This is a genomic window from Aureimonas sp. Leaf427, from assembly GCF_001425485.1.
Classification (GTDB): Bacteria; Pseudomonadota; Alphaproteobacteria; order Rhizobiales; family Rhizobiaceae; genus Plantimonas.
In genome coordinates, this window is sequence record NZ_LMQW01000053.1 from 1 (window position 1) to 25,952 (window position 25,952).

The 25,952-nt window shown below is 68.1% G+C and carries 19 protein-coding genes and 1 tRNA gene; 9 read left to right on the forward strand and 11 right to left on the reverse strand.

The features are described 5' to 3' along the window. From ASG62_RS23965 to ASG62_RS23980, 4 genes are all read left to right on the forward strand, one after another. On the forward strand, positions 1-980 hold a 980-nt coding region (locus ASG62_RS23965), incomplete at its 5' end, for an IS110 family transposase (RefSeq protein ID WP_057180615.1). 465 nt (positions 981-1,445) lie between these two features. Further along, a complete protein-coding gene (gene gnd, locus ASG62_RS23970; protein ID WP_056697798.1) occupies positions 1,446-2,423 on the forward strand; it encodes a phosphogluconate dehydrogenase (NAD(+)-dependent, decarboxylating) in 978 nt (325 codons plus the stop codon). Further along, the gene (locus ASG62_RS23975; protein WP_056697795.1) at positions 2,423-3,271 is read left to right on the forward strand and encodes a Cof-type HAD-IIB family hydrolase; all 849 of its coding nucleotides are present in this window, start codon (positions 2,423-2,425) and stop codon (positions 3,269-3,271) included. The genes gnd and ASG62_RS23975 overlap by 1 nt, the downstream gene beginning before the upstream one ends. Before the next feature lie 61 nt (positions 3,272-3,332). Next, a complete protein-coding gene (locus ASG62_RS23980; protein ID WP_056697793.1) occupies positions 3,333-3,713 on the forward strand; it encodes a DUF6180 family protein in 381 nt (126 codons plus the stop codon). Between the two features lie 61 nt (positions 3,714-3,774). Here ASG62_RS23980 and ASG62_RS23985 read toward each other — a convergent pair whose 3' ends face one another. Continuing rightward, complete coding sequence (locus tag ASG62_RS23985) at positions 3,775-5,196, reverse strand: pyridoxal-phosphate dependent enzyme (protein ID WP_056697789.1); 1,422 nt, start codon at positions 5,194-5,196, stop codon at positions 3,775-3,777. A 310-nt stretch (positions 5,197-5,506) separates the two neighbouring features. On the opposite strand from ASG62_RS23985, the gene ASG62_RS26850 reads away from it, so the two are divergent. After that, on the forward strand, positions 5,507-5,662 hold the full coding sequence (locus tag ASG62_RS26850) for a hypothetical protein (RefSeq protein ID WP_156382344.1): 156 nt from the start codon (positions 5,507-5,509) through the stop codon (positions 5,660-5,662). Between the two features lie 359 nt (positions 5,663-6,021). Here the strand turns inward: ASG62_RS26850 and ASG62_RS23990 are convergent. Together ASG62_RS23990 and cpdR are read right to left on the reverse strand one after the other, a co-directional pair. Continuing rightward, a tRNA-Val gene (locus ASG62_RS23990) sits at positions 6,022-6,096 on the reverse strand. A gap of 112 nt (positions 6,097-6,208) precedes the next feature. Then, positions 6,209-6,574, reverse strand: a complete 366-nt coding sequence (cpdR, locus tag ASG62_RS23995; RefSeq protein WP_056499749.1) for a cell cycle two-component system response regulator CpdR — start codon at positions 6,572-6,574, stop codon at positions 6,209-6,211. Between the two features lie 167 nt (positions 6,575-6,741). Between cpdR and ASG62_RS24000 the strand changes: the two genes are divergently transcribed. Continuing rightward, positions 6,742-7,644 (forward strand): N-formylglutamate amidohydrolase, encoded by a 903-nt coding sequence (locus ASG62_RS24000; RefSeq protein WP_056697784.1) that lies wholly within the window; start codon positions 6,742-6,744, stop codon positions 7,642-7,644. 289 nt (positions 7,645-7,933) lie between these two features. Further along, complete coding sequence (gene hisN / locus ASG62_RS24005; RefSeq protein WP_056697781.1) at positions 7,934-8,710, forward strand: histidinol-phosphatase; 777 nt, start codon at positions 7,934-7,936, stop codon at positions 8,708-8,710. A gap of 315 nt (positions 8,711-9,025) precedes the next feature. On the opposite strand, the gene ASG62_RS24010 is transcribed toward hisN, so the two are convergent. Together ASG62_RS24010 and ASG62_RS24015 are read right to left on the reverse strand one after the other, a co-directional pair. Continuing rightward, positions 9,026-9,976, reverse strand: coding sequence for an alpha/beta fold hydrolase (locus ASG62_RS24010; RefSeq protein ID WP_244487653.1), 951 nt, complete (start codon positions 9,974-9,976; stop codon positions 9,026-9,028). A gap of 248 nt (positions 9,977-10,224) precedes the next feature. Beyond that, a complete protein-coding gene (locus tag ASG62_RS24015) occupies positions 10,225-10,719 on the reverse strand; it encodes a hypothetical protein (RefSeq protein WP_056697776.1) in 495 nt (164 codons plus the stop codon). Between the two features lie 312 nt (positions 10,720-11,031). Between ASG62_RS24015 and ASG62_RS24020 the strand changes: the two genes are divergently transcribed. Further along, positions 11,032-11,502, forward strand: a complete 471-nt coding sequence (locus ASG62_RS24020) for an Hsp20 family protein (RefSeq protein WP_056697773.1) — start codon at positions 11,032-11,034, stop codon at positions 11,500-11,502. Between the two features lie 70 nt (positions 11,503-11,572). Here ASG62_RS24020 and ASG62_RS24025 read toward each other — a convergent pair whose 3' ends face one another. The 6 genes from ASG62_RS24025 to ASG62_RS24050 all read right to left on the reverse strand — a co-directional run bounded on the left by ASG62_RS24025 (position 11,573) and on the right by ASG62_RS24050 (position 20,855). Further along, positions 11,573-14,995, reverse strand: coding sequence for an SbcC/MukB-like Walker B domain-containing protein (locus ASG62_RS24025; RefSeq protein WP_056697771.1), 3,423 nt, complete (start codon positions 14,993-14,995; stop codon positions 11,573-11,575). Beyond that, a complete protein-coding gene (locus tag ASG62_RS24030) occupies positions 14,988-15,755 on the reverse strand; it encodes a DUF4194 domain-containing protein (RefSeq protein WP_082537410.1) in 768 nt (255 codons plus the stop codon). Before ASG62_RS24030 ends, ASG62_RS24025 begins: the two co-directional genes overlap by 8 nt. Next, entirely contained in the window at positions 15,745-17,148 is a 1,404-nt protein-coding gene (locus ASG62_RS24035) for a Wadjet anti-phage system protein JetA family protein (RefSeq protein ID WP_056697768.1), read from the reverse strand. Before ASG62_RS24035 ends, ASG62_RS24030 begins: the two co-directional genes overlap by 11 nt. Before the next feature lie 140 nt (positions 17,149-17,288). After that, positions 17,289-18,569, reverse strand: coding sequence for a beta-ketoacyl-ACP synthase II (fabF, locus tag ASG62_RS24040; RefSeq protein WP_056697765.1), 1,281 nt, complete (start codon positions 18,567-18,569; stop codon positions 17,289-17,291). A gap of 66 nt (positions 18,570-18,635) precedes the next feature. Then, positions 18,636-19,670, reverse strand: coding sequence for a fatty acid desaturase (locus tag ASG62_RS24045; RefSeq protein ID WP_082537409.1), 1,035 nt, complete (start codon positions 19,668-19,670; stop codon positions 18,636-18,638). Between the two features lie 135 nt (positions 19,671-19,805). Further along, entirely contained in the window at positions 19,806-20,855 is a 1,050-nt protein-coding gene (locus tag ASG62_RS24050) for a threonine aldolase family protein (RefSeq protein ID WP_056697762.1), read from the reverse strand. 369 nt (positions 20,856-21,224) lie between these two features. On the opposite strand from ASG62_RS24050, the gene gltB reads away from it, so the two are divergent. Continuing rightward, positions 21,225-25,949 carry a glutamate synthase large subunit gene (gltB, locus tag ASG62_RS24055; protein ID WP_056697759.1) on the forward strand — a complete coding sequence of 1,575 codons (4,725 nt, stop codon included), beginning with the start codon at positions 21,225-21,227 and terminating at the stop codon, positions 25,947-25,949. The last annotated feature ends 3 nt before the right edge of the window (positions 25,950-25,952 follow it).

A 25,952-nucleotide genomic window follows, 5' to 3' on the forward strand; every position in this document is an offset into this window, starting at 1 on the left:
GTCTTGTTGCGGCGCCGGATGCGACGGTCTTGTTGCGGCGCCGGATGCGACGGGACAGCGTGTTGAAGCTGGCGGCGGGAATGCCGACGTGCATTGTCGCGATGGAAGCATGCTGCGGCGCTCATCATCTGGGTCGCCAYYTCCGTGATCAAGGTCACAACGTCCGGCTGATGTCGCCTGAGTATGTTCGTCCCTACGTGAAGGCTCAGAAGAACGACGACCGGGATGCTGAGGCGATTGCGGAAGCGGCGACCCGCCCGACGATGCGCTTCGTCGATCTGAAGAGTGACGCGCAGCTCGATATGCAGACGCTGCACCGGGCTCGTGATCGCCTGGTCGGTGAGCGCACGACGCTGATCAACCAGCTTCGAGCGATCCTCCTTGAGCGGGGGATCGTGGTGGCCAAGGGACGGCGTAAGCTCGAGTTCCGGTTGGATCAGCTTCTCGCCGACGAGATTGCGATCAGCAGCCGCATCCGGGGGCTGATCGAGGACATGCGGGCCGAATGGCGCGCCTTGGATACCCGGATCGGCGCTTTCGACGCGGAGTTTACGAACCTAGCCCGCGAGGACGCGTCGATGAAGTTGCTCTCGACKATCCCAGGGATCGGCCCGTTGAACGCGACCGCCTTCGTGGCCTCGGTCGGGAAGGCCGAGACGTTCGGACGAGGCCGCGACCTTGCCGCCTGGCTCGGCCTGGTGCCCCGGCAGATGACGACCGGAGGAAAGCCGAAGCTCCTCGGGATCAGCAAGCGCGGGAACGGCTATCTTCGCAAAATGCTGATCCACGGAGCACGGGCAGCTTTGCCGTCCCTGGCAAAAGGAAAGACCCTGCTRGGCGAGTGGCTTCGCGGCCTCCTGTCGAGAACGCACATGAACACGGCCGTCGTCGCGCTGGCGGCGAAGATGGCGAGGATCATCTGGGCGGTGCTGAGAAGCGGCCGTCCCTTCGAGCTGGCGGCAACACCGTCGGCTGGCTGATGGCAGATCGACCGGAAGGGAGACCTTCAGGTCGCAGATGTCTGTGAGTGGATTGGAAAGATGGCCTGACAGTCGAACGGTGTACCGACATCCTGACCAAAAAAATGGCGCCAGACGCCGTTTCGTTTATGAGGACCGGTACGCGCGAAAGCTCCATCTTGGCCGGGGACGATTGCAGCCCCGAGACCGGATACGTTGGCGCAGACTGAACAGCCGTCAAAAAGTCGCTTGCAGGCGGGGCGAGCCATACGTTTGGCCTGACAGTCGAACGGTGTACCGACATCCTGACCAAAAAAATGGCGCCAGACGCCGTTTCGTTTATGAGGACCGRTACGCGCGAAAGCTCCATCTTGGCCGGGGACGATTGCAGCCCCGAGACCGGATACGTTGGCGCAGACTGAACAGCCGTCAAAAAGTCGCTTGCAGGCGGGGCGAGCCATACGTTTTTTGAGGGGATATCGCATCATGCAGATCGGCATTATCGGGCTTGGGCGCATGGGCGCCAACATCGCGCGCCGCCTGAAGCGAGGCCGCCACGACTGCGTCGTCTACGACCGGTCGGCGGATGCCGTGGCGACGCTGGCGAAGGAGGAGATGACGGGCGTATCCTCGCTCGAGGCCATGGCGGGCGCTCTCGCCAAGCCGCGGATCTTCTGGGTCATGCTGCCGGCCGGCGATCCGACGGAGGAGACCATCCGGCAGCTCTCCGAGATCGCCGAGCCCGGCGACATCGTCATCGACGGTGGCAACAGCTTCTACAAGGACGACATCCGGCGCGCCGAGGCGCTGACGGAGAAGGGCCTGCACTATGTCGACGTCGGCACGTCCGGCGGCGTCTGGGGTCTGGAGCGCGGCTATTGCATGATGATCGGCGGCGAGGCGGAGACGGTGCGCCTGCTCGATCCGATCTTCGACTGCCTGGCGCCCGGCCGCGGCATCGTCGAGCCGACGAAGGGACGCGACGTCGCCGACGACCGGGCGGAGCGGGGCTATATCCATGCCGGCCCGGCCGGTGCCGGGCACTTCGTCAAGATGGTCCACAACGGCATCGAATACGGGCTGATGCAGGCCTATGCCGAAGGCTTCGAGGTCTTGAAGACGAAGAACTCGCCGCTGCTGCCGGAGGGCGAGCGCTACGATCTCGATCTGCGCGACATCGCCGAGGTCTGGCGTCGCGGCAGCGTCGTCTCCTCCTGGCTGCTCGATCTGACGGCGGAGGCTCTGGTGAAGAACCAGGAGCTCGAACAGTTCTCGGGCAAGGTCGCCGATAGCGGCGAGGGCCGCTGGACGATCCATGCGGCCATGGAGCAGGCCGTGCCGGTCAACGTGCTCTCGGCCGCGCTCTATGCGCGCTACCGCTCGCGCGAGGAGCACTCCTATGCCGACCGGCTGCTGTCGGCGATGCGCTTCGGCTTCGGCGGGCATGTCGAGATCCCGCAGTAATGGCAGCTTCCGCTGACGGAGCCGGAGGCGGCGGGGCCGCCCTCGGCAACATCCGCCTCGTCGTTTCCGACATCGATGGGACGCTCGTGCGCCCGGACAAGTCGCTGGCGCCCGAGACGATCGAAGCGGTGGGACGGCTGCGGGCCGCCGGCGTGGGCTTCACGCTGATCAGCGCCCGCCCGCCCAGCGGCCTTGGCCAGCTGATCGAAGCGCTTGGTCTTGACACCCCGCTCGGCGCCTTCAACGGCGCGACGATCTTTGCGCCGGACGGCCGGATCGTCGAGGCGCATCGCCTGGACGCGGCGGTCGCGCGCGGGCTGATCGAGACCTATGACGGCTTCGGCATTCCCGTCTGGCTCTTCGCCGACGGGCACTGGATGACGCAGACGCTCGATATGCCGCATATCGCGCAGGAGACGGTCGCGGCCGCGCTGTCGCCGACCGTGGTCGACGGGTTCGAGCGGTTTCTCGACCGGGCCGACAAGATCCAGGCCGTCTGCGACGATCCCGCTCTGCTCGCCCGCGCCGAACGGGCGGTAACGGAGCGTTTCGGCGCCGATGCCACGATCGCGCTCTCCCAGCCCTATTATCTCGACGCGACGGCACCTCGCACCGACAAGGGCCACGGCGTCTCCGAACTCGCCCGCGCCTTCGACGTGTCGCTCGGAGCGGTCGCGGTGCTCGGCGACATGCCGAACGACCTGCCGATGTTCCGCGTCGCCGGCCTCGCCGTCGCCATGGGCCAGGCGCCGGGCGAGGTGCGGGCGCAGGCGCATATCGTGACGGATTCGAACGAGGCGAACGGCGTCGCCACGTTCATCGACAGGCTGGTCCGGGCCCGGACCTAGGCACGGATTGGATCATCGAACGAAACGGCGTCTTCGACGCATGGATGGAGGACTTTCCCGCATGAGGAATTCGATCTGGCTTGCGACCGCGACAGGCCTTCTCGGCGCGACGCTTCCGGCTCCGGCGCAGACGGCGGATTTCAACCTGACCTATCACGTCGAACGCACGCCCGCGGCCAAGCTGAGCATCGAGACCTGCGGCGCAGAGGTGCAGAAGGCCGCCGGCGAGGCCGGGCTGACGGCCGACGTTCGAAGCTTTCCCGGCGAACTCGTGACGGTGAGCGGCGGCGCCGAGGGCTCCGGGGTCTTCGTCGTCCAGTGCATCGCCGTGGACGACACGACGGTCAGCGTCGTGCAGGGCATCGACTATCGCAACGAGAAGGGTCTGCTCGGCAGCTTCGCCGATGGCGCCATCGCGGCGGTGAAGGCGGCGGCGCAGTAGCGATCCGCCGGGAGGGCATCATCGGACCCCGCCCGGCCCAGGCCCGTTGCGACGGGCGGCCTCATCTGTTGCGGCGCAGGTGGTTGATGAGGTCGATGCGGGTCACGAGGCCGATGAACTCCTCGCCGTCGAGGACGATGGCGACCTCGTTCTGGTCGAAGACCGGCATCAGCGATTCCAGCGTCTGGCTGGCCTGGAGCGTGTGGACCTTCTGCGACATGGCCGAGCGCACGGGCGCGGCGAACCGCTCCCAGCGGCCCTCGCGGGGCCCATCCACCTTGGCGAGGAGATCGCCCTCGTCGATCAGCCCGACCAGTCGCCCCTCCTCCAGAACGGGCAGCTGCGAGACGTCGGCCCGGCGCATGCGGCCATAGGCGTCGAGGAGCGAATCGTCGGGCGAGGCGACGATCGCGGCGCCGTCGCGATGGCTGCGTGCCACGACGTCGCGCAGGTCCCCGTGCTGCTCCCGCTCGGCCAGGCCCTGCTCGGCCAGCCAGACATCGTCGAAGACCTGGCTGAGATATTTGTTGCCGCTGTCGCAGACGAAGGTGACGACCCGTTTGGGCTCCGTCTGCTCGCGGCAGTATCGCAGCGCCGCCGCCAGAAGCGTGCCGGAGGAGGAGCCGCCGAGAATGCCCTCGCGCGCCAGAAGATCGCGCGTCGCGGACATGCTCTGCTTGTCCGTGATCGTGTAGGCCTTGGTGACGAGGGAGAGGTCGGCATTGGGCGGGATGAAGTCCTCGCCGATGCCTTCCACGGTCCAGCTGCCCGCGCTCTCCACGATTCCGGTGCGGATGTAGGGGGCGAGCACGGAGCCGGCGGGATCGGCGAGGATGATCTCGGTCTTCGGCAAGACGGCGCCGAAATAGCGGCCGAGCCCGGTCAGCGTGCCGCCGGACCCGACGCCGACGACGACCGCATCGACGTCGCCGCCGAGCTGCTGGTGGATCTCCGGGCCCGTCGTCTCCTCGTGCGCGGCGGGATTGGCCGGATTGGAGAACTGGTCGAGATAGAGCGCGCCCGGCGTGCGCTTGGCGATGGCGAGCGCCCGGTCCTGGTAATAGTCGGGATGGCCCTTGCCGACGTCGGAGCGGGCGAGGTGCACCTCGGCGCCGAGCGCGCGCAGGTGCTGCACCTTCTCGCGCGACATCTTGTCGGGCACGACGAGGATGATGCGGTAGCCGCGGGGCACGCCGACCTGCGCGAGGCCGAGGCCGGTATTCCCCGCCGTCGCCTCGACGATCGTGCCGCCCTTCGGCAGCACGCCGCTGCGCTCGGCCGCCTCGATCATCGACACGGCGATCCGGTCCTTGATCGAGCCGCCGGGATTGTGGCTCTCGAGCTTGAGAAAGAGCCTGCAGCGGCCGGTGTCGAACTTCGTCAGCTCGACCATGGGAGTCTCGCCGACGAGATCGAGCACCGAACGCACGGGCGGGCGCAGGCGGCCTTTGCCGGCGGTCGGGCGAACGGACTGGATCGTCATCGGGCGAGCTCCGGTGATCGTAGGGTATGGCATGGGAGACGCCGTCGCCGGCGCCCGTGTTTCGTTCGCGCAGCATAAGGTTCGCCCGCGCGCTGCACAGGCCGAGCCGGCACGAACGATCGGCGAAAACCGGAATAGACATCTACCAGGACCGGCGAGAACGCAGCGCGCATACCTTCGGGGGCGCGGGACCGCGCGGGGACGAGCGGTGCCATGATCGTAAGTGCGTCTTCCATGTCATCCTTTTCCTGACATGACAGACGGGCGTCTCTCCTGGAAACTCGGGTGTTTTCAGACGAGGTTTTCAGCCATGCCCCAGCTTTTCATGTGGTTCGATTCCTTCGCGCCCTTCAGCGGCGGAGACCTCGATCAGGGCAGCGACCGCGGCCCCGCCCTGGGCATCGTGCTCGGCGCATGCCTCGGCCTCATCGGCTGGCTCACGATCATCTGGCTGGCGTTCAACTGACCGGCCGATGTGTCGGGGAGGGCGGGCAGCGCGCGGGCGGTGACGACATTCCGGTGGCCGCCAAGCAGCAGTCTTTGCCCCGCCCCGGCTGAGGCTTCGGTTTCCCGCGTCTGCGTTCGACGGCGCCTCCCTCTGTCCTGCCGGACATCTCCCGTCGAGAGGGGAGATCCGCGGCTCGATCGGCAGAGACAGGCCTGATGTCCCATCCATGAGGGGGAAGCTCCGGCAGGCAGAGCGGGCGCCTCGACGTTCCTTCGGATGAAAGTCCGCCACACCCCGACCACACCCAAATCGCTCGCAAAACGAAAATGGCGCCCGAGGCGCCATTTCGAATTCATCAATGATTTGAAAGGGTCGGATGGTGGGCGTGACAGGGATTGAACCTGTGACCCCTACGATGTCAACGTAGTGCTCTCCCGCTGAGCTACACGCCCATCCGACGAAGCGGGGTAGACCACAGGACCCGAGTTGCCGTCAAGAGGGCTCGGAAGAAAGTCGTGTCCGACCCTCATAAGGCCTGTGGAAAATCCGCTTCGGGACGAAAAATCAGGCGGCCTGCTCCAGCATCTTGCCGACTTCCTCGACGAGCTCGCGCAGGTGGAAGGGCTTGGACAGGATCTTGGCGTCTTTCGGCGCCTTGGAATCGGGGTTCAGCGCGACGGCGGCGAAGCCGGTGATGAACATGACCTTCAGGTCCGGGTCGAGCTCGGTGGCGCGGCGCGCCAGCTCGATGCCGTCCATCTCGGGCATCACGATATCGGTGAGGAGAAGCGAGAAGGGCTCCTCGCGCAGACGCTCGTAGGCGCTGCCGCCATTGTCGTAGGCGGTGACCTCGTAGCCGGCCTTCTCGAGGGCCTTGGCCAGGAAGCGGCGCATATCGTTGTCGTCTTCGGCGAGCAGGATCTTCGACATTCGGATCAGGTCCTTTTGCGCCGCGGCGACGTGTCTCGGCGGGCGGATTGTGGCAGCACAAACCCTCTTCTACCAGATCGTCCCTACAAATTCTAAAGGGAATGGAGTGACGATCGCCGCAGCAAGACATATTTTCCTTGCAGCCGCCAGACCGGGAAGGGGATGCCTTGTCCGAATCGACGCCGACCCTTCAGACGCTCGCGGGACGATGCCCCGCGTTCGAGATTCTCCGGCCGCCGGTCCAAACCCTCCCGATCGTCTTCTCCTCGCCCCATAGCGGGCGCGTCTATCCCCGGGCCTTCATGGAAAGCGCCAAGCTTTCCGCCGATGCGATCCGCCGCTCGGAGGACCTCTTCGTCGATCAGCTCTTCGACTTCGTGCCCTCGCTCGGCGCGCCGCTTCTCTTCGCGCGCTTTCCCCGCGCCTTTCTCGACGTGAACCGCGAGCCTTACGAGCTCGACCCGAAGATGTTCGACGCGGACCTGCCGGGTTTTGCCAATGTCGCTTCCGTGCGCGTCGCCGGCGGGCTCGGCACGATCCCGCGCATCGTGGCGGAAAAGGAGGAGATCTACCGCGGCCGGCTCTCCGTCGCCGAGGGGCTCGACCGGATCGAGACGATCTACAAGCCCTATCACGCGAGCCTCGAAGCCCTGCTGCGCGAAACGCGCGAGCGCTTCGGCATGGCGCTTCTTCTCGACTGCCACTCCATGCCCTCGACCGTTCGCGCGCTGCCGGGCGGGCGGCGGCCGGACATCGTGGTCGGAGACCGGTTCGGCACCAGCGCCTCCGGGCGAATGGTCGCGCAGGTCGTGACGTCCCTGGCGCGCCTCGGCTACGACGTGACGCGCAACAAGCCCTATGCCGGCGGCTACATCACCGAGCGCTACGGCTCGCCGGCGACGGGCATCCACGCCATCCAGATCGAGATCAACCGCGGCCTCTATGCCGACGAGCAGCGCTACGTGCCGACGCACATGTTCGACGCGGTGCGCGGCGATCTCTGCGCCTTCGTCACCGAGCTTGCCGCCGCCATCGGCGCCGATTTCGGCTATGCCGCGGCGGCGGAATAGCAACGGCTTTCCGCTTCCCGGCAAAAAAGAACCGCACTGCCGGGGGCAGCGCGGTCAAGTCTCGGGAGGAACACCCAGAATGGGCGGCGGCAGGGGGAGGCCTGCCGCATCGCGAAGGGTAATCCACGAGCCGGCAATCCGTCAATTAATATGATTTAATCCCGTCCGTCAGTTTTTCCGATCCTCTCCGATGTTGCGTTTGGCGGAGCCTGCCGGAGATTGCGCGGCGTGCTCCCGCCGCCTATGGCTGGCCGGACCGCGAAACCTCGCGACGACATGGGAGCCCCCGATGAAAGCCCTGCCGGACAAGGACTTCCTCTTCGGGCTGGCCGACGCCGCGGATGCGCAGAGCCTGCCGCGATTTCGGATGAACGGGGCGATCGACAACAAGATCGAAGGCGACTTCGATCCGGTGACGGAGGCGGATCGCGCCTGCGAGCAGGCGATCCGGGCGCTGATCGAGGCGCGATATCCCGACCATTCGATCCTCGGCGAGGAGTTCGGGACCTCCGGCGACAGCGCGCTGCAATGGGTGATCGACCCGATCGACGGCACGCGCGCCTTCATTTCCGGCGTGCCGCTCTGGGGCACGCTGGTCGGGCTGACCGTGGACGGCATCGCGCGCGTCGGCATCATGTCGCAGCCCTATATCGGCGAGCGCTTCTGGGCGGATGGCGGGGCGTCCTGGTGCGAGGGGCCGGCGGGCCTTCGGCAACTGGCGGTCCGGCGGACGGAGGAGCTTGCCTCCGCCACCGTCTTCACGACCTCGCCGCATCTCTTTTCCGCCGATGCGCGCGGAAGGTTCGAGGCGCTGGAAAGCGCCTGCCGCCTTACGCGATACGGCACGGACTGCTATGCCTTCGCCATGCTCGCGGCCGGCCAGATCGACCTCGTCGTGGAGCCCGGCCTGAAGCCTTACGACATCGTCGCGCTGATCCCGATCGTCGAGCAGGCGGGCGGGGTGATCTCGACCTTCGGCGGAGGGCGCGCCGAAGGCGGCGGCGACATCATCGCGGCCGCGACGCCCGCGCTGCACGCGGCGGCGATGAAGGCCATGGCGGGCTGAGAGATCGTTGCCGTCTGTTATCCGGACGAGATCTTCGATTCGCGGCGATCGCCGCGCGAAATCTCAATGGTTTTCCTGTCTACTTCCGGATGTGGTCCCGGGCGCCGATGAACGACGCGATGCCGGAAGGCCCAAAGGTCGGGAGGACGTCTCGCATGCCCGTGTCCATCGCAAGCCTCATCATCTGCAGCCAGACACAGCGCGATCCCATGGCGGAACGCCGACGCTGACGCTTCATGGCTGATCCGCGCCTCTAAGCGAAGGATCGGCCGGCCTCTTCGTGCCTCTTCGCGCCGGCGCTTCGGTCGCCTGCCGTCATTCCAGCGGCAGGGCTCCGCCCGCGAAGGCATCGAAGGCGGCGAGGAACGGCGCCCGGTGGCGGTCCGCCTCCTGCATCAGCTCGTGGCGCGCGCCGGGCAGGGTGATCGAATGGCCCGAGCGCATGCGCCAGGCGAGGCGCTCGGCTGCGGTGGACGAGACGACGCGGTCGGCGCCCGCCGTCACGAAGAGCGTCGGCACCTGGAGCCCCGCGATCACGTCGGAATCGTCGAGATGGCGCATCGTGGCGGTGGCGGCGCGCAGCCAGGCCGCCGTCGGGTGCCCGACGAAGAGCTGCGGGGCCGTCTCCACGAGCGCCGTGTTGCGCCGCAGCCGCCTCTCGTCGCCGGTGAGAAAGCTCGTCGCGATGCTCGGCGGGCCCTTGGCGCGGGCGGGCGAGGGCATGGGCACGCGGCCGAGGCCCATCCAGCGCATCGCCGTCGTGCCGGCCAGAAGCCGCCGCGGATCGGGGCCGCTCTCGGGCAGCGAGATCAGAGGGGCGGCGCAGACGATGCGCTCCACCCGGTTGAGCAGCCGGGGCGCGGCCAGCATGGCGACGGCGCCGCCCATGGAATGGGCGAGAATCACGAAGGGCCCGCGGCAATCGGGCAGGACCACCTCGCGGAAGACCGCTTCGAGATCCTCGGCATAGGCGGCGAAGCTCGTGACATGGCCGAGGCGGCTGCGCTTCAGAAGGCGGGCGGAGCCGCCCTGGCCGCGCCAGTCGAAGGTCGCGACCATGTAGCCGAGGGCGGTGAGGTCGTCGATCGTCTCGAAATACTTCTCGATCGCCTCGTTGCGCCCCTGGAGAAGGATCACGGTGCCGCGCGTCGCGGGCAGGCGGCTCGGGATCAGGGCGAAGCGCAGGGCCACCCGGTCGCGCGTCGTCACGGTGCCGGCGACGATGCCCTGCGGCAGCGGATTGTCCGGCGTCTCGAAAAGCCTCACGGGCCCAAACGTCTGATTCATCGATGCAAGACCTGCGCGCCCGTCGCGCCTTCGTCAATTCTAGACGGCACTCGTTCAAGCGACGTCAACGAGAGCAAGGCATGGAAGGCCGAGCCTGAACATAAGTAGGCCGGGAGCCCCGCGAACGGAACTCCCGGCCCAAGCGACCGCGGCGGAAGGGACGGGACGCCGCGGCCGTTTCGATATCCCGGTCGGCCGCAGGACGCGGTGACGCCGGGAAAGAGAAATCAGCGCGTGTAGATGCCGACGGATGCGCCGCCGAGATCGAACTCGATGCCGTCGCGGTCGCGCGGCGGGTGTGGGCGGCCGAAATCGCGCGGATCGGAACCGCGGTCGCGCCCATAGTCGGCGCGGGGACCGCGCGGGCCGCGATCGCCGGCCCAGCCGATCCGCTCGCGGGCCAGAATCTCGCCGTCATAGGCATCGACCGCGAGGCGAACGAGCGCGCCGTTGGGACGCACGGCCCGGACGATGTAGCGGTCGCGGCGCAGATCGATGTCCTCGATCTCGACGAAGCCCTGACGCCTCAGCTGGCGGGCGAGGCGGCGCTCGGAGATGATGTCGTCGTCGTCGCGTGCATCGCGCCAGTCGCCGCGGTCGCGAACCTGCTCATAGGACTGGACGACGACGATGTCGCGATCGTAGCGCCCGCCTGCGGAGGCGGCGCCGGTGAGGGCGATGGCTGCGACGAGCGATGCTAGAACGACGCGGACGGGCTTCATGCGGGCGGTCTCCTCGGTGGTTCCCTCGAACCATGGAGAGCACCCTAGACGCCGCCACCTGAACGCATCCGGACCGACGCGTTCATATCGCGTTCAGGCGGCGGAGACCGGGCCGCGACCGCGCCCACAAGGCGGCCCGAAAAAAGTGGAGCCGGCTCGCGACGAGTTCTTGAAGCCCCAAAATCGTGTCACCACCTTTGTTCTGCGGTCGCCGAAAGGGACCGCTGGCCCGGCCGGTCCGCCCGTTGAGGGGTGCCAAAGCGCCGTGTGCCAGACCGCAGACATCATGTTGCTTCTCAAGGAGAACATACCATGCGTGCCATCGATTTCGCTCCTCTCTATCGCTCCACCGTCGGCTTCGACCGCCTCTTCGCCAAGCTCGACCAGCTCAGCCAGCCCGAGAACGCCCAGTCCTACCCGCCCTACAACATCGAGCGGACGGGCGAGACGGCCTATCGCGTGACCCTCGCGGTCGCAGGTTTCTCGGATTCCGAGCTTTCGATCGAGAGCCGGGAGACCGTCCTGACGGTCAAGGGCGAGAAGACCGAGGAGAAGCCGGAGGGCCAGGAGAGCGAGGTTCTCTATCGCGGCATTGCCGGCCGCTCGTTCGAGCGCCGCTTCCAGCTGGCCGATCATGTCGAGGTGAAGGGTGCGAGCCTGAAGAATGGGCTTCTGCATATCGACCTCGTCCGCGTGATCCCGGAGGCGATGAAGCCCCGCAGGATCGAGATCGCGGCGGCGGACAACGCCAATGCGCGTCAGATCGAGGCCAACGCCGCCTGACCCCGTCGGATCGTTCGAAAAGACATGCGACGGCGCCCTTCGGGGCGCCGTTTTTCGTCGTCGGCGCCGTTCACTCCGCTGCCGATCGATAGGTCGAGGGGGCTCGGTGGTCGGGGTTGAGGTCGGCAAGCGCCCGCTTGGCGGCTTCGCGGGGATGCTCGGTGTCGATGTAGACGGAGGTGCCGTCCAGCGACTTGTTGACGAGGACGATCGTGTCCAGCACCTCGGTGAAGGTCGCGCGCTTGTCTTCGGGCCCGGCGATGAGGAGCTGGAGGCCCATGTCGCGGAAGAAGCGCAGGAGCGCCTGCGTGTTGGGTACGTCCAGCTTGTTGAATGCCTCGTCGAAGAGCGCGAGCCCCATGCCCGCCGGCCGGCCGGCGATGTGGCCGGGAAAGTAGGCGAGCGAGAGCGATGCCGCGATCGCCACGTAGAAGGGCACCTGCGCCTCGCCGCCCGAGCCCTTCATGGCGCGCGAGGAGAGGCTCGTGCGCCCGCCCTTGGCGTCGGTCATGGTGATCTCGAAGGTGAAGTACTGGCGGTAGTCCGCCATGAGCGCGGCGTCCTCCTGGCCCTCGATCATCGCCTCGACGTCGTCCATGGAGGCCTCGAAGATCTCGTCGGTCAGCCCGTCCTCGGCGGCCTTCGTCGCGAGGTCGTGCAGGCGGGCGAAGCGACCGTCGACGGCGAAGGTGAAGGCATAGGTCTGGCCGGTGAAGCGATGGCGCTTCAGGAGGCGGTTCATGCCGTCCATGCGATGCGAGACCTTGCCGAGCTTCTCGGAGAGGCGGGCGAGGAGGTCCTCCCGCAGCATGCGGCGCATTTCCTCGGCGGCGCGGGCGCAGGCGTCGCGATGGCTTCGAAGGTCGTTCTCCTCCAGGCGCCGCTGCTCCTCCGCGATCCAGCGATAGCCCGCCATCATGCTCTCGGCGTCGATCGCGGGAAGCGCGATGCGCCATTGCGATGCGTAGTCGCCGAGGTCCCGCAGGGCGGCGAGCTGTTCGCGCCGCGCCGCGCCGTCCGAGAGATCGGCGGCGGCACGGGCCTCGTTCCGCATCGTCGCGAGCCGGGCCGCGAGGTCGCGGCGCTCAGGGCCGCCCGCGCGGATCTCCGCGCGAAAGGCCCGGCAGACGGCCGCGACCGAGGGCGTTTCCGGATCGAGCGCGCCGAGCGCCCGATGGGTCTCGCCATCCATCACCGCGAAGGCGCGGCGGCGCTGGGCGTGGGCGGCCTTCAGCTTCTCCTCGGCGACGCCCGCCCGCGCCGTCGCGTGGGCGACGGCCTGCTGCAGCGCCTCGATGCGCGGCTCGACCTCCTCGGTAAGCTCCGCGGCATGGGCGTCGCGTTCGGCTTTGATGTCCTCCATCTCGGCGCGCAGCCCGCCGGCATCGCTGTCCTCCACCGCCCGGCGGTCGCGGGCCAGCGCATCCAGCCGAAGGCGGGCCGTGCCCACCCGGTGTTCGAGGTCGAAGGGCTGGGGGTCGGCGGCGAGGACGGCAAGAAGCCCGGGCAGGCGGCGGGCGGCGTCGCGCACGCGCTGGAGGCGCGCCTTCGCCTCGGTCAGGTCGCGCTCGATCCGGGCGCGGCGGTCCCGGTCCGCGCCGTCGTCGGAGGCGCCGGCGCCGCGCCCGAGCAGCATGTCCTTCAGATCGCGCTGCACGGAGAGGCCCATGCCGGACGAGGTCTTGCCGTTCTTCATGATGCCGCGGTCGAGCCGGTCGAGATCGGCTTCCGTTTCCGCCTTGCGGAAGGCGCCGATGCGCACGGTGAGAAAGGCCCGCGCGTGCTCGTCCTCGGTGCTGAGCGCTTCGAGGATGCTGCCCGGCTGCACGAACGAGCGGGTGGAGGCGGTGGCGCTGGTCTTGACGAGCGTGCAGCCGGCAAAGGCGTTCCGGTCCTGCCACATCAGATCGAAGGCGCGCGACAGAAGCGGGGGCGGCACGATGATCGCCTCCCGGCCCCGGCCGAGCAGCGATTCGGCAGCATATTGCCAGTCGGGCTCGGCGATGCCGACGACGTCGCAGAGCGGCACGGCCGGGATGCCGGCCGCTTCCAGGGCCGAGAGAAGCTTCACGACCTCGCGCGAGAGGAAGCCGCCATGGGGGCGCGCGCGACCGCTTGCGGCCTGTTCGTGATCGGCCTCCAGGCGTCGCACCTCGGTCTGGAGGCCATGCGCCAGATCGTCGAGCGCCACCTGCAGGCCGTCGATCCGGCGCGCCTCCTCCACGAGGGCCTGGAGCCGGTCGCCGCGCCCGCGAAGGGTCTCGTGAAGCGGCTGGCCCGCGGGGGCGAGGCTCAGCGCCTGACGGGCCGCATCGAGGGCTGCGAGCGCCGCGGCGCCGGGACGATCGACGAGGGCGGAGAGGCGCAGGATGTCGGCGAGGGCCGATTGGATGCGGCTCCAGGCGAGGCCCGCATCCGCGATGTCGCGCTCGGCGAGCTTGGCTTCGGCGTCGATCTGGCGAAGCTGCGCCTCGCCGCTGGCGGCGCCGAGAAGCGCCTGTTTGGAGCGGATCTCCTCGTCCCAGTTCCTGATCCACTCGCGACGGCTCGTCAGCACCCGCCGCTCGACGTCGAGGCTCGCCGCGCGCGTCGCAAGAAGCTCGAGGGCGGCGCGCAGCTCGATTCCGGCGCGGCAGCTGTCGGCCGCCGCCGCCCGCCAGCGCAGGCGGTCGGCCTCCATGCGGGCGCGGCCCCAGGCGCGAAAGCGCGCGGCCGTGCGCACGACGCGGTGGTGCTTGGCCTCGGCCTCCTCGATCAGCGCCTCCAGCTCCCGCCACGTCGCGATCGAGGTGCGCACGCGCTCGACGTCGAGCGGATCGGGCTCCAGCACGAACTCGCGCACGAAGACGGTCGGGTCGAAGATCGGCTTGAAGGCCAGCGCGTTGGAAAAGGCGCGCAGGAAGTGCCGGGCATTGGGCGGCGAGGCTGGCCCGCGCATGGCGGACAGCATGTCGGCGGTGAAGCGCTCGGCGGAGGACTTGTACTCCGTCATCTCGGGATGGGTCCGCCGCATCTCCGCGGCGATCTCGGCGAAGGGCGCGAGAGTCGAGACGCCGTTCTCCTCCCGGCGGATCGCCTCGATGGAGAAGGCATGGCCGGGCACGATGAAGCGCGAGAGCACCTCTTCGCGGCTGTCGCCATGGCGCGCGGCGAAGGCGATGCCGACCGAGATCGGCACGTTCGTGTATTCGTTGACGAAGGTCAGCGCGAGAATGGTCTCGCAGGACTTTCGCAAGGGCCTGCCGTCCTCGGCCGCGTCTCCCGTCATGCCGAGGCAGTATTCGAGCACGCTGCGCGACGAGCGCCCGCTGGCGCTGGCGTTCAGATGGAGGCGGTTCTGGTTGCCGCCAGCGATGACGGTCTGGATCGCGTCCTGGATGGAGCTCTTGCCGGCGCCGGTCGGGCCGATCAGGGCGGCTTCGCCCCGGATCTCGATGTCCTTGGCGTCGATCAGGTACCAATTGGAGATCGAGATCCGGCGAAGGCTATACATCGGGCCGGCCCCGATCGCCCGGCCGCCCGGCTTCGCCTTCGCTCGCCGCCGGCGGCTCGGTCCGCTCGATCTCGACGGCGTTCGGGTTCGGCCCGACACCCGCTTCAAGGCCGGAATCGACGCCCTGCGAGGGCGTCTCGACCCAGGCCATGAGGTCGGCGACGTAGGAGTCGGGCACCAGGGTCGCGATGCCGGGCAGGATCGTCAGCGGCGACACGCGGCCGACGCGGTCGCGCTCGCCGAGCCGTGCCGCGCCATGCCGCTGGAAGCGGCGCAGGATGTCGAGGAGGCGGTTCTCCTCGGGCGGCGGCCCCTGCGTGGCGCTCTCGATGCGGTCGACCAGCGCGTCGGTCGTCGTCTCCACCGTTCCGGCATCGCCCATCTCGTGAGCGGCGATCGCCTCCTCCCAGAGAAGGCGCAGGACGAGGAGCACGATCGTCTCGTCCTTGCGCAGGCGCTCGAAGACGCCGTCGTAGCGCGGCTCGTCCCCGGGCACGGCGAGCGCCACCATCTGGTCGCGCGCCGAGACTTCGAGCCGATAGCCGAGCGCGCCGAAATAGCGCTCGTAGAAGGTCGGATAGGCGCGCACCAGCTCGTAGGTCCGCCCGATGCCGGCCGTGTGCGAGTAGACGCATTGGCGCGTGATCAGGACCTGGAGCGAGCGGGTCATCTCCTCGGCCGAAGGGCGCTTGCCCGCGATGTTGCCGCCGGCCCAGTCGCCGTCCACGATGTCGCGGAATTCGTCGGTCTCACGCTGCATCGGTGTTTCTGCCTCCTCGTCGGCGGATGAGGAAATCCTGGCAGGAGATCCAGTCGTTGGAGCAGCGACCGGGAAGGAGGACGAGCTCGAAGCGGGCGGCGAGCGCCCCGTTGAAGATCGAAGGCAGTTCCCGCAGCCTTTGGAAAGCGACGAAATCCTCCACCGTCCGCAAGAGGATATCGCGCCCGCGCACCTCTGTCCTCTCGCCGAGCACCTTATCCACATAGGTTGCGAGGACGGGCGCGGTGACGCGGGTGCGCCGGACATATTCCTCCTTCGCCCGGGCGTAGAGGATCGCGGCGGGATCGACCGTCACCTCGCGGATCACCGATGGCGCCACCGCCATGCGCTCGCGGCGCGGGGCGGGCACATGGACGGGGCCGAGCGGCAGGAAGCGCGGCAGGAGCGCCGTCGGCACCGCGATCTCCTCGCGCGCATCGTCCGCCAGCGCCTTGATCGCCTCGGTCAGGCGCAGCTTGGCGGGATCGCCGATCCGGTCCATGTAGCGCGCGGCGTTGACGATGCGCCGCTCGATCCGCGCCACGGTCGCGTCGATCTCGTCGAGATGGCGGTCGGCGGCGTCGAAGACGGCGATGATCTCGGCCAGTTCCCGCCGCACCCGCTCCTGTCCGGCCTCTCCGTCCTCGGCCCGGCCCTCGCGCGCATAGGCCTCGCCGAGGATGGCCACGACCGCATCGTTCATCAGCATCTGATTGGCCTGGCCGACGATGGCCGCGCGGAAGCGGAAGGGGTTCTCCTTCGTGTGCAGCGTCTTGTAGTCGCCGATCAGGTGGCGGACCACGAAGTCCTCGAAGAAGTGCCGGAAGACGTCGCGCACGCTCGGCTGCTTCAGGATGCGCTCCTCGGCCTGTCGGAGCGAGATCGACACCGTGCGCATATGGGTCACGAACTCGCCGGCGCCGCGCAGCGCGTTGCGCAGGCTCTCCGAGCGGTCCTCGGGGTCGGCCGCCGCGCCCTCCAGGGCGCTGAGGACGCCGAGCACCGCGCCGCCATAGCTCAGCGCCTCGCCGCGCTCGATTTCGGCGAAGACCTGGACGAGGACGCTGGCTTCGGGATTGAAATCGACGAGGCGCACGTAGCGCTCCCGATGCTCGACCAGCCAGCCGGTCTCGACCAGACGCTGGTAGAAGGAGCGCGCGCGGTCGTCGGCGGTCGGCTCGGGCGCCTCCTCGTCGATGGCGGCGCCGTTGCGCGCTTCCCAGCCGGCGAGGAAATCCTCGATCTCCCGCATCACCTCCGCACGCCGCGGCGCCTCCGCGGACAGCTCGAACGTGCGGCGATAGAGGTGGAGCAGGAGATCGGAATAGAGCCGCCGCGAGGGGGAGGCCAGCGGCTTGAAGAGATCGGCCGGGAGGACGTCGAAGAGCGGCATTCCATCCCCGATCGCGACGCCCTGGATGCTCGAGCGGTTTCGAGCCGTGTCCTTATCGGGCTCCAAGGCCCGGATCAACACGGCCGGGCGGCGCGCCGTCCCAGACTGGATGCAGCCGGTCCTTGCCGGGGCTGAAGCTTTCAGTCGCCCGTCCAGCGCTTGAGGACGATCGAGGCGTTGACGCCGCCGAAGCCGAAAGCGTTGGACAGCGCGATCCGACCTTCGGACCGCCGCGTGGTGGGGCCGACGAGATCGAGCCCTTCGGCCATCTCGTCGGGATCGCGAAGGTTGAGGTTCGGGGGAAGGAGACCGTCCCGCAGGGCGAGGAGCGTCACGATCACCTCGAAGACCCCGGCCGCTCCCAGAAGATGGCCGCTCGCCGACTTGGTGGAGGAGATGGCGGGGCCGCGGCCCTTGCCGAAGACCGAACGGATCGCGGCGAGTTCGCTGGCGTCCCCGATCGGCGTCGAGGTGGCGTGCGCGTTGATGTAGTCGATCTCTTCGGGCGCGACCCGCGCCATCGCGAGCGCTAGACGCATGGCGCGCTGGGCCCCGTCTCCGTCGGACCTTGCGGCCGTCGGATGATGCGCGTCGGCCGTTGTGCCGTAGCCGGAAAGCTCGCCGAGCGGCACGGCGCCGCGCGCCAGCGCATGGGCCAAGCTTTCGATGACGATCATGCCGGCGCCTTCGCCCATGACGAAGCCGTCCCGCGCGCGGTCGAAGGGCCGGGAGGCCTCTTCGGGCCGGTCGTTGAAGCCGGTCGAGAGCGCCCGCGCGGCGCCGAAGCTGCCGAGCGTCACGCGGGCGATGCAGGATTCGGCGCCGCCGCAGACGACGACGTCCGCCTCGCCGCTCCGGATCAGCCGCATGCCGTCGCCGATGGCCTGGACGCTCGCCGCGCAGGCCGTGACGGGGGCGCCGAGCGGACCGCGAAAGCCGTATTGGATCGAGATCTGGCCGGCCGCGAGATTGACGAGGAAGGAGGAGACGGTGAAGGGCGACAGCCGCCGCACGCCGCGCGTCTGCACGATGTCCACGGCTTCCAGCATGCTGTGGAACCCACCGATGCCGGAGGCGACGATCGTCGCCGTGCGGTCCTTGCCGGCCTCGTCCGGCGCCCAGCGCGCCTGCGTGATGGCCTGACGCGCCGCCTCCAGCGAGAAGTGGATGAAGCGATCCATCTTCCGCCGGTCCCGCGAGGGCACGATGGTCTCGACGTCGAAGCCGAACGGGTCCTCGTCGAGGCCCGGCACGACGCCTGCGATCTTCGAGGCGACGTCGGGCACGGCCTCGTCGGGCAGGCGGCGGATGCCGGACCGGTTGGCGACGAGGCGGCTCCAGGCGGGCTCGGCTCCGACGCCGAGGGGGGAGACGACGCCCATGCCGGTCACGACGATACGCGCGGGGCTCTCAGAGGCCATTCACGAACCTTACGCTGCGGACCGCCGACGATCGCTCAGCGGCCGAACCCCGAAGGTCATCGGGGCTCAAAACGCGACGAGCTTGCGGGACGCGGGGTCCCATAGAGCCAGTCCGATGCAGCGAAAGCTCTCGCGGATGGACAGGCGCGAGATGGCACCCAGCCGCGGCTCCCCGTCAAGGCAGGCCTGGAGACGATAGTTCGGGATGCGGCTGTTCAGATGGTGGATGTGGTGGAGCCCGATATTGCCGGTGAACCACTGCAGCACCTTCGGCATCACGTAGTAGGAGCTGCCGCTGAGCGCGGCGAGCTGGAGGCTCCAGTCGTCCGAGCCCTCCCAATGCGTGTCCTCGAACTGATGCTGCACGAAGAACAGCCAGCCGCCGACCCAGGACGCGATGCAGGCCGTCGGCAGGACCGCGAGCGCCACGGCGCCCGCGCCGAAGGTCGCGACGAGGCCGCCGTAGAAGACGAGAAGCGCCAGATTAAGCGCCATGATGCTGCGCCAGGCTTCGCTGGCCGGCAGCGCCTGCCCGAAGGGCGAGCGCTGGAAGAGGATGAAGTAGATCGGCGGCCCGATCACATGGAGAAGCAGCGGGTGCCGGTAGACGCGGTAGCGCCAGCGCGCCCAGGGCGTCAGCGCGCGGTATTCGTCCACCGTCAGCGTGTCGACGTCGCCGATGCCGCGCCGTCCGAGATCGCCTGCGGTCGTGTGGTGGACCGCATGCGAGCGGCTCCAATAGCCGAAGGGCGTCAGGGTGAAGACGCTGAGCAGCCGCCCGACCCAGCGGTTGGCGCGCTTGGAGCTGAGAAAGGAATTGTGCCCGCAATCGTGCTGGATGCCGAACAGGCGGACCAGAAGAGCGCCGGCCAGGGGGAAGAGCGCGAGGAGCCCGTAGGCGCCGGAGGCGGCCCCGAAGAGCATGAGGCCGACGGTTGCGAGAAAGGGCGGAAAGGTCGTGGCGAACTGGAACCAGGCCGCGCGATCGTCGGCATCGCGAAAGCGCAGGCAGTGGCGCGACAATTGCCGGATGACGGTCTCATCCAGATGAAGGGATGGACGTTCGAAGCTGCGGCCCGCCGCGACCTGTGGGGATGACAATCAGGGAATCCGAATCTGGATAGGGAGGGAAGGCGCGCCTCGACGCGCGACAGCATCATGCCGCGGAATTGTGCTCAAGGCATGTTCGCGAGCACGCGGCCGCATCGCCGGCGACCGGGCGGGATCTCGGGGAGGCTACCGCATCAGTTCGACGAACCGGTCCACGTCGTCCTCCGTGGTCGACCAGCTCGCCACCAGCCGCACCAGCGTCTCGTTCTCGCTGGTGATGTCGTGGAGCGCATGCGGGGCGTTCCAGTCGTAGAACACGGCGCCCTTCGCCCGCAGCTCCGCGGCGCGGTCCTTCTCGAGGATGGCGAAGACCTCGTTGGTGCGGGTCGGCCAGGCCTGCCGGGCGTGGTTGGAGGCGTCGAGGCCGGCGCGCAGGCGGTCGGCCATGGCGTTCGACCGCGCCGCGAGGTCAAGCCAGAGCCCGTTCTCGAAATAGGCCATGAACTGGGCGGCGACGAAGCGCGTCTTGGAGAAGAGCTGGGCGCCGCGCTTGCGGATATAGGGAAACTGGCGCGCCTTCTCCGGATCGAAGAAGATGACAGCCTCGGCGCACCAGCAGCCGTTCTTGGTGGCGCCGAAGGAGAGGATGTCGACGCCGCGCTTCCAGGTCATCTCGGCTGGCGAGAGGCCGGTCGCGACCAGCGCATTGGCGAATCGCGCGCCGTCCATGTGGAGCGAGAGATCGTGCCGGTGGGCGATGGCGGCGATCGCATCCAGCGTCTCGGTCGGATAGATCGTGCCGGCCTCGCCGGGCTGGCTGACCGTCACGGCCATGGGCTGGCCGGCATGGACGAAATCGGGGTTGAAGCGCTTCAGCTCGCGGGCGAGATTGACGGGATCGATCAGGCCGTCCGCGCCGTCGACGGGCGCCATGCGCGCACCATGGGTGAAGAATTCGGGCGCGCCGCACTCGTCCTCGACGACATGGGCCTCGCGGTGGCAGAGCACGACGCCGCCCGGTCTGTTGACCGCCGCGAAAGAGAGGGAATTGGCCGCCGTGCCGGTTCCCACGAAGAAGACCGCGACCTCGCGCTCGAAGATCTCGTCGAATCGCCGCTCGACGGTCTTGTCGAGAACCGAGGAGCCGTAGGCGGAGGCCATGCCGGCGCCGTGTTCGGCAAGGGCGGCGGAGATGGCCGGATGGGGACCGGACCAATTGTCGGAGGCGAAGATCATGGGAAAGGGCGTAATTCGCTTTTGCGCCGAGAACAAGCTGGACACGCCGGTCGGAAGGTTTCACGACCTCGCGTAGCGGATGCGACAGATGGCGGGGCGCGTTTTGCGATGGGTCTCTTGCGGTCGGGGTCGTGTTCTGGCATGTTTCCAAAGATAGGTCAGCATTGCTGCCCTATCTCGGGTCCTGTCGAGGCGTCCGGGAGCGAGGCGCGTTGCGGCCTTGCGGTGAAGAGGCTCCATCCCGCCGATGCGGCGATCGTGAGGCTCCGACCGGACCTGAACGGCCTGAACGACAAGGATAGACGTGAAAATGACGGGCCGCCCCCGGAGCTACCGGGCCTGGCGGGTCTTCTGACGGGAGAAGAAGCGATGACGAAGCTGACGCCATCCAACGAAGCCGCCTTCGAGGCGGCGCCCGCCATTTCCCCGGTCGCGACCAAAGTGCGCCCCCGCCGACTGCCTGAAAAGCAGGGTCTCTACGATCCGCGCAACGAGCATGACGGCTGCGGAGTCGGCTTCATCGCGCATATGAAGAACGAGAAGTCCCACTCGATCGTCGAGAAGGGCCTGACGATCCTGCAGAACCTCACCCATCGCGGCGCCGTCGGAGCCGATCCGCTGATGGGCGACGGCGCGGGCATGCTCGTGCAGATCCCGCACGACTTCTTCGAGGCCGAGATGGCGGCGCAGGGCGTCAGCCTTCCCGCCGCCGGCCAGTACGGCGTTGCGCATGTCTTCATGCCGCAGGACGACGAGAGGCGCGCCGAGTTCGAGGCGCTGTTCGATGCGGTCGTGGCGGAAGAAGGCCAGACCGTCCTCGGCTGGCGCGACGTGCCCGTCTACAACGGCTCGCTCTCGCAGGCCCCGGAGATCGTCGCGACCGAGCCCGTCCACCGGCAGGTCTTCGTCGCGCGTTCGCCCGGCATCGGCAGCGACGACGATTTCGAGCGCAAGCTCTACATCATCCGCAAGGTCGTCTCCTCGCGCGTCTATTCGCGCGGCGGCGGCAAGGAGGATCACGACTTCTACATCGTCTCCATGTCGGCGCGCACCATCGTCTACAAGGGCATGTTCCTCGCCTACCAGCTCGGCGACTACTACAAGGACCTGAAGGACCCGCGCTTCTCCTCTGCGCTGGCGCTCGTCCACCAGCGCTTCTCGACCAACACGTTCCCGTCGTGGAAGCTCGCCCATCCCTATCGGATGGTCGCCCATAACGGCGAGATCAACACGCTACGCGGCAACGTCAACTGGATGGCGGCGCGGCAGGCGAGCGTGGATTCGGAGCTGTTCGGCAACGACATTTCCAAGCTCTGGCCGATCTCCTACGAGGGCCAGTCGGACACGGCCTGCTTCGACAACGCGCTGGAGCTGCTCACCGAGGGCGGCTATTCGCTCGCCCACGCCATGATGATGCTGATCCCGGAGGCCTGGTCGGGCAACGCGCAGATGCGCCCCGAGCAGAAGGCCTTCTACGAGTATCACGCGGCCATGATGGAGCCCTGGGACGGGCCGGCCGCCGTGTGCTTCACCGACGGCCGCCAGATCGGCGCGACGCTCGACCGCAACGGGCTTCGCCCCGCGCGCTACGTCGTGACCGATGACGATCTGGTGATTCTCGCCTCCGAGGCCGGCACGCTGCACGTTCCCGAGGAGCGCATCGTCAAGAAGTGGCGCCTTCAGCCGGGCCGCATGCTGCTGATCGATCTCGAAGAGGGTCGCATCATCTCCGATCCCGAGGTGAAGAGCGGCATCGCGACGGCGAACCCCTACAAGGAATGGCTGCGCAACACGCAGCTGATCCTGGAGGACCTGAAGCCCGTGGCGCCCCGCGCCTCGCGCGCCGACGTGTCGTTGCTCGACCGCCAGCAGGCCTTCGGCTATTCGATCGAGGACACGCGCACGCTGATGGCGCCGATGGCGACCACCGGGCAGGAGGCGATCGGCTCGATGGGCACGGACACGCCGATCTCGGCCATGTCCTCGCGCTCCAAGCTGCTCTACACCTACTTCAAGCAGAACTTCGCCCAGGTGACGAACCCGGCCATCGACCCGATCCGCGAGGAGCTGGTCATGTCGCTCGTGTCCTTCATCGGGCCGCGTCCGAACATCTTCGATCTGGAAGGCTCCTCGCGCCGCAAGCGCCTGGAGGTTCGCCAGCCGATCCTGACGAACGGCGATCTGGAGAAGATCCGCACGATCGGCCATAGCGAGGACCGGTTCGACACCAAGACGATCGACACGACCTACCCGTCCGAACAGGGCGCGGCGGGCATGGCGGGCGCTCTGGAGCGGCTCTGCGAGCGCGCCGAGGCGGCGGTCGTCGGCGGCTACAACATCATCATCCTCTCGGACCGGCAGGTCGGGCCGGATCGCATCCCGATCCCGGCGCTGCTCGCCTGCGCGGCCGTGCACCATCACCTCATCCGCAAGGGCATGCGCACCGCGGCGGGCCTCGTCGTGGAATCGGGCGAGCCGCGCGAGGTGCATCACTTCGCCTGTCTTGCCGGCTACGGCGCGGAGGCGATCAACCCCTATCTTGCCTTCGACACCCTGATCGACATGCACCGCCGCCGGGAGTTCCCGCCGGAGGTGGACGAGAAGGAGCTCGTCGGCCGCTACATCAAGTCGGTCGGCAAGGGCCTCCTGAAGGTCATGTCCAAGATGGGCATCTCGACCTACCAGTCCTATTGCGGCGCGCAGATCTTCGACGCGGTCGGCCTCAAGTCCGACTTCGTGAAGCGCTACTTCACGGGCACGGCGACGACGATCGAAGGCGTCGGGCTGGACGAAGTCGCGCGCGAGACGGCCGAGCGTCATCGGCTCGCCTTCTCCGACGACCCGGTCCTGGCGCGCTCGCTCGAGGTCGGCGGCGAATACGTCTACCGCATGCGCGGCGAGGCCCATCTCTGGTCGCCCGATGCGGTGGCGACGCTGCAGCACGCCGTGCGCGGCAATTCCTGGGAGAAGTTCCAGGAATATTCCGAGCTGGTGAACCGTTCGACCGTCGAGAAGTCGGCGATCCGCGGCCTCTTCCACATCAAGCTCGCCGAGGAGGTGGGGGCTTCGCCCGTGCCGCTCGACGAGGTGGAGCCGGCCGTCGACATCGTCCGTCGCTTCTGCACGGGCGCCATGTCCTTCGGCTCGATCAGCCGCGAGGCCCATGCCGCGCTCGCCGTCGCCATGAACCGGATCGGCGGCAAGTCGAACACCGGCGAGGGCGGCGAAGAGCCCGACCGCTTCCAGCCGCTGCCCGACGGCTCGCCCAACCCCGAGCGCTCGGCCATCAAGCAGGTGGCCTCGGGCCGCTTCGGCGTGACGACCGAGTATCTCGTCAACGGCGACATGCTGCAGATCAAGGTCAGCCAGGGCGCCAAGCCCGGCGAGGGCGGGCAGCTGCCCGGCCACAAGGTCGACGCGACCATCGCCAAGACCCGGCATTCCACGCCCGGCGTCGGCCTGATCTCGCCGCCGCCGCATCACGACATCTATTCGATCGAGGATCTGGCGCAGCTCATCTACGACCTGAAGAACGTCAACCCGGCCGCCGACATCTCGGTGAAGCTCGTATCTGAGGTCGGCGTCGGCACGGTCGCGGCGGGCGTCGCCAAGGCGCGCGCGGACCATATCATCGTCGCCGGCTACGACGGCGGCACCGGCGCATCGCCGCTGACCTCGATCAAGCATGCCGGCTCCCCCTGGGAGATGGGTCTGGCCGAGACGCAGCAGACGCTTGTCCTCAACGGCCTGCGCTCGCGCGTCGCCCTGCAGGTCGACGGCGGGCTGAAGACGGGCCGCGACGTCATCATCGGCGCGCTGCTCGGGGCCGACGAGTTCGGCTTCTCGACCGCGCCGCTGATCGCGGCCGGCTGCATCATGATGCGCAAGTGCCACCTCAACACCTGTCCGGTGGGCGTTGCGACGCAGGACCCCGTCCTGCGCCAGCGCTTCAAGGGCCAGCCGGAGCACGTCATCAACTTCTTCTTCTACGTGGCGGAAGAGGTTCGCATGATCATGGCCGCGATGGGCGTGAAGCGCTTCGCCGACCTGATCGGCCAGTCCGACCGCCTGGACAAGCAGCCGATGATCGACCACTGGAAGGCACGGGGCCTCGACTTCTCGAAGGTGTTCTTCAAGCCCGAGGGCGAGCACGACGAGATGCGCTGGACCCAGCGCCAGAACCACCCGATCGCCGAGGTCCTCGACCGCAAGCTGATCGCGGAGGCGCAGCCTGCCTTGGTCGGCCGCCAGAAGGTGTCGATCTCGACGGCGATCTCCAATGTCGACCGTTCGGCGGGCGCCATGCTCTCGGGCGAGGTCGCCAAGCGCTTCGGCCACAAGGGCCTTGCCGCCGGCACGATCGACGTCCAGCTGACGGGCACGGCGGGGCAGAGCTTCGGCGCGTTCCTGGCCAAGGGCGTGACCTTCGAGCTGATCGGCGAGGCCAACGACTATGTCGGCAAGGGCCTGTCGGGCGGGCGCATCGTCGTGCGGCCGGCCGAGAACACGCGCATCGTGCCGGAGGAGTCGATCATCGTCGGCAACACGGTGCTCTACGGCGCGATCTCGGGCGAGTGCTACTTCCGCGGCGTCGCGGGCGAGCGCTTCGCGGTGCGCAACTCCGGCGCGATTGCGGTCGTCGAGGGCGTCGGCGACCACGGCTGCGAGTACATGACCGGCGGCGTCGTCGTCATCCTCGGGCACACGGGCCGCAACTTCGCGGCCGGCATGTCCGGCGGCGTCGCCTATGTCTACGACGAGATCGGCGACTTCGCCGCCCGCTGCAACATGGCGATGGTCGAGCTCGAGCCCGTGCCGGAGGAGGACGATCTCCTGGAGAAGCTCCACCACCATGGCGGCGATCTCCAGCACAAGGGGCGCGTCAACGTCTCGTCCGACATGACGGGCCACGACGACGAGCGGCTCTACCAGCTGATCCTGAACCATCACCACTACACGGGTTCGGGACGCGCCAAGGCCATGCTCGACAACTGGGCGGAGTTCCGCACCAAGTTCGTCAAGGTCATGCCGGTCGAGTATCGTCGTGCGCTTCAGGAGATGGAGCGGATGCGTATGGGCGTCGCTGCGGAGTAAGCC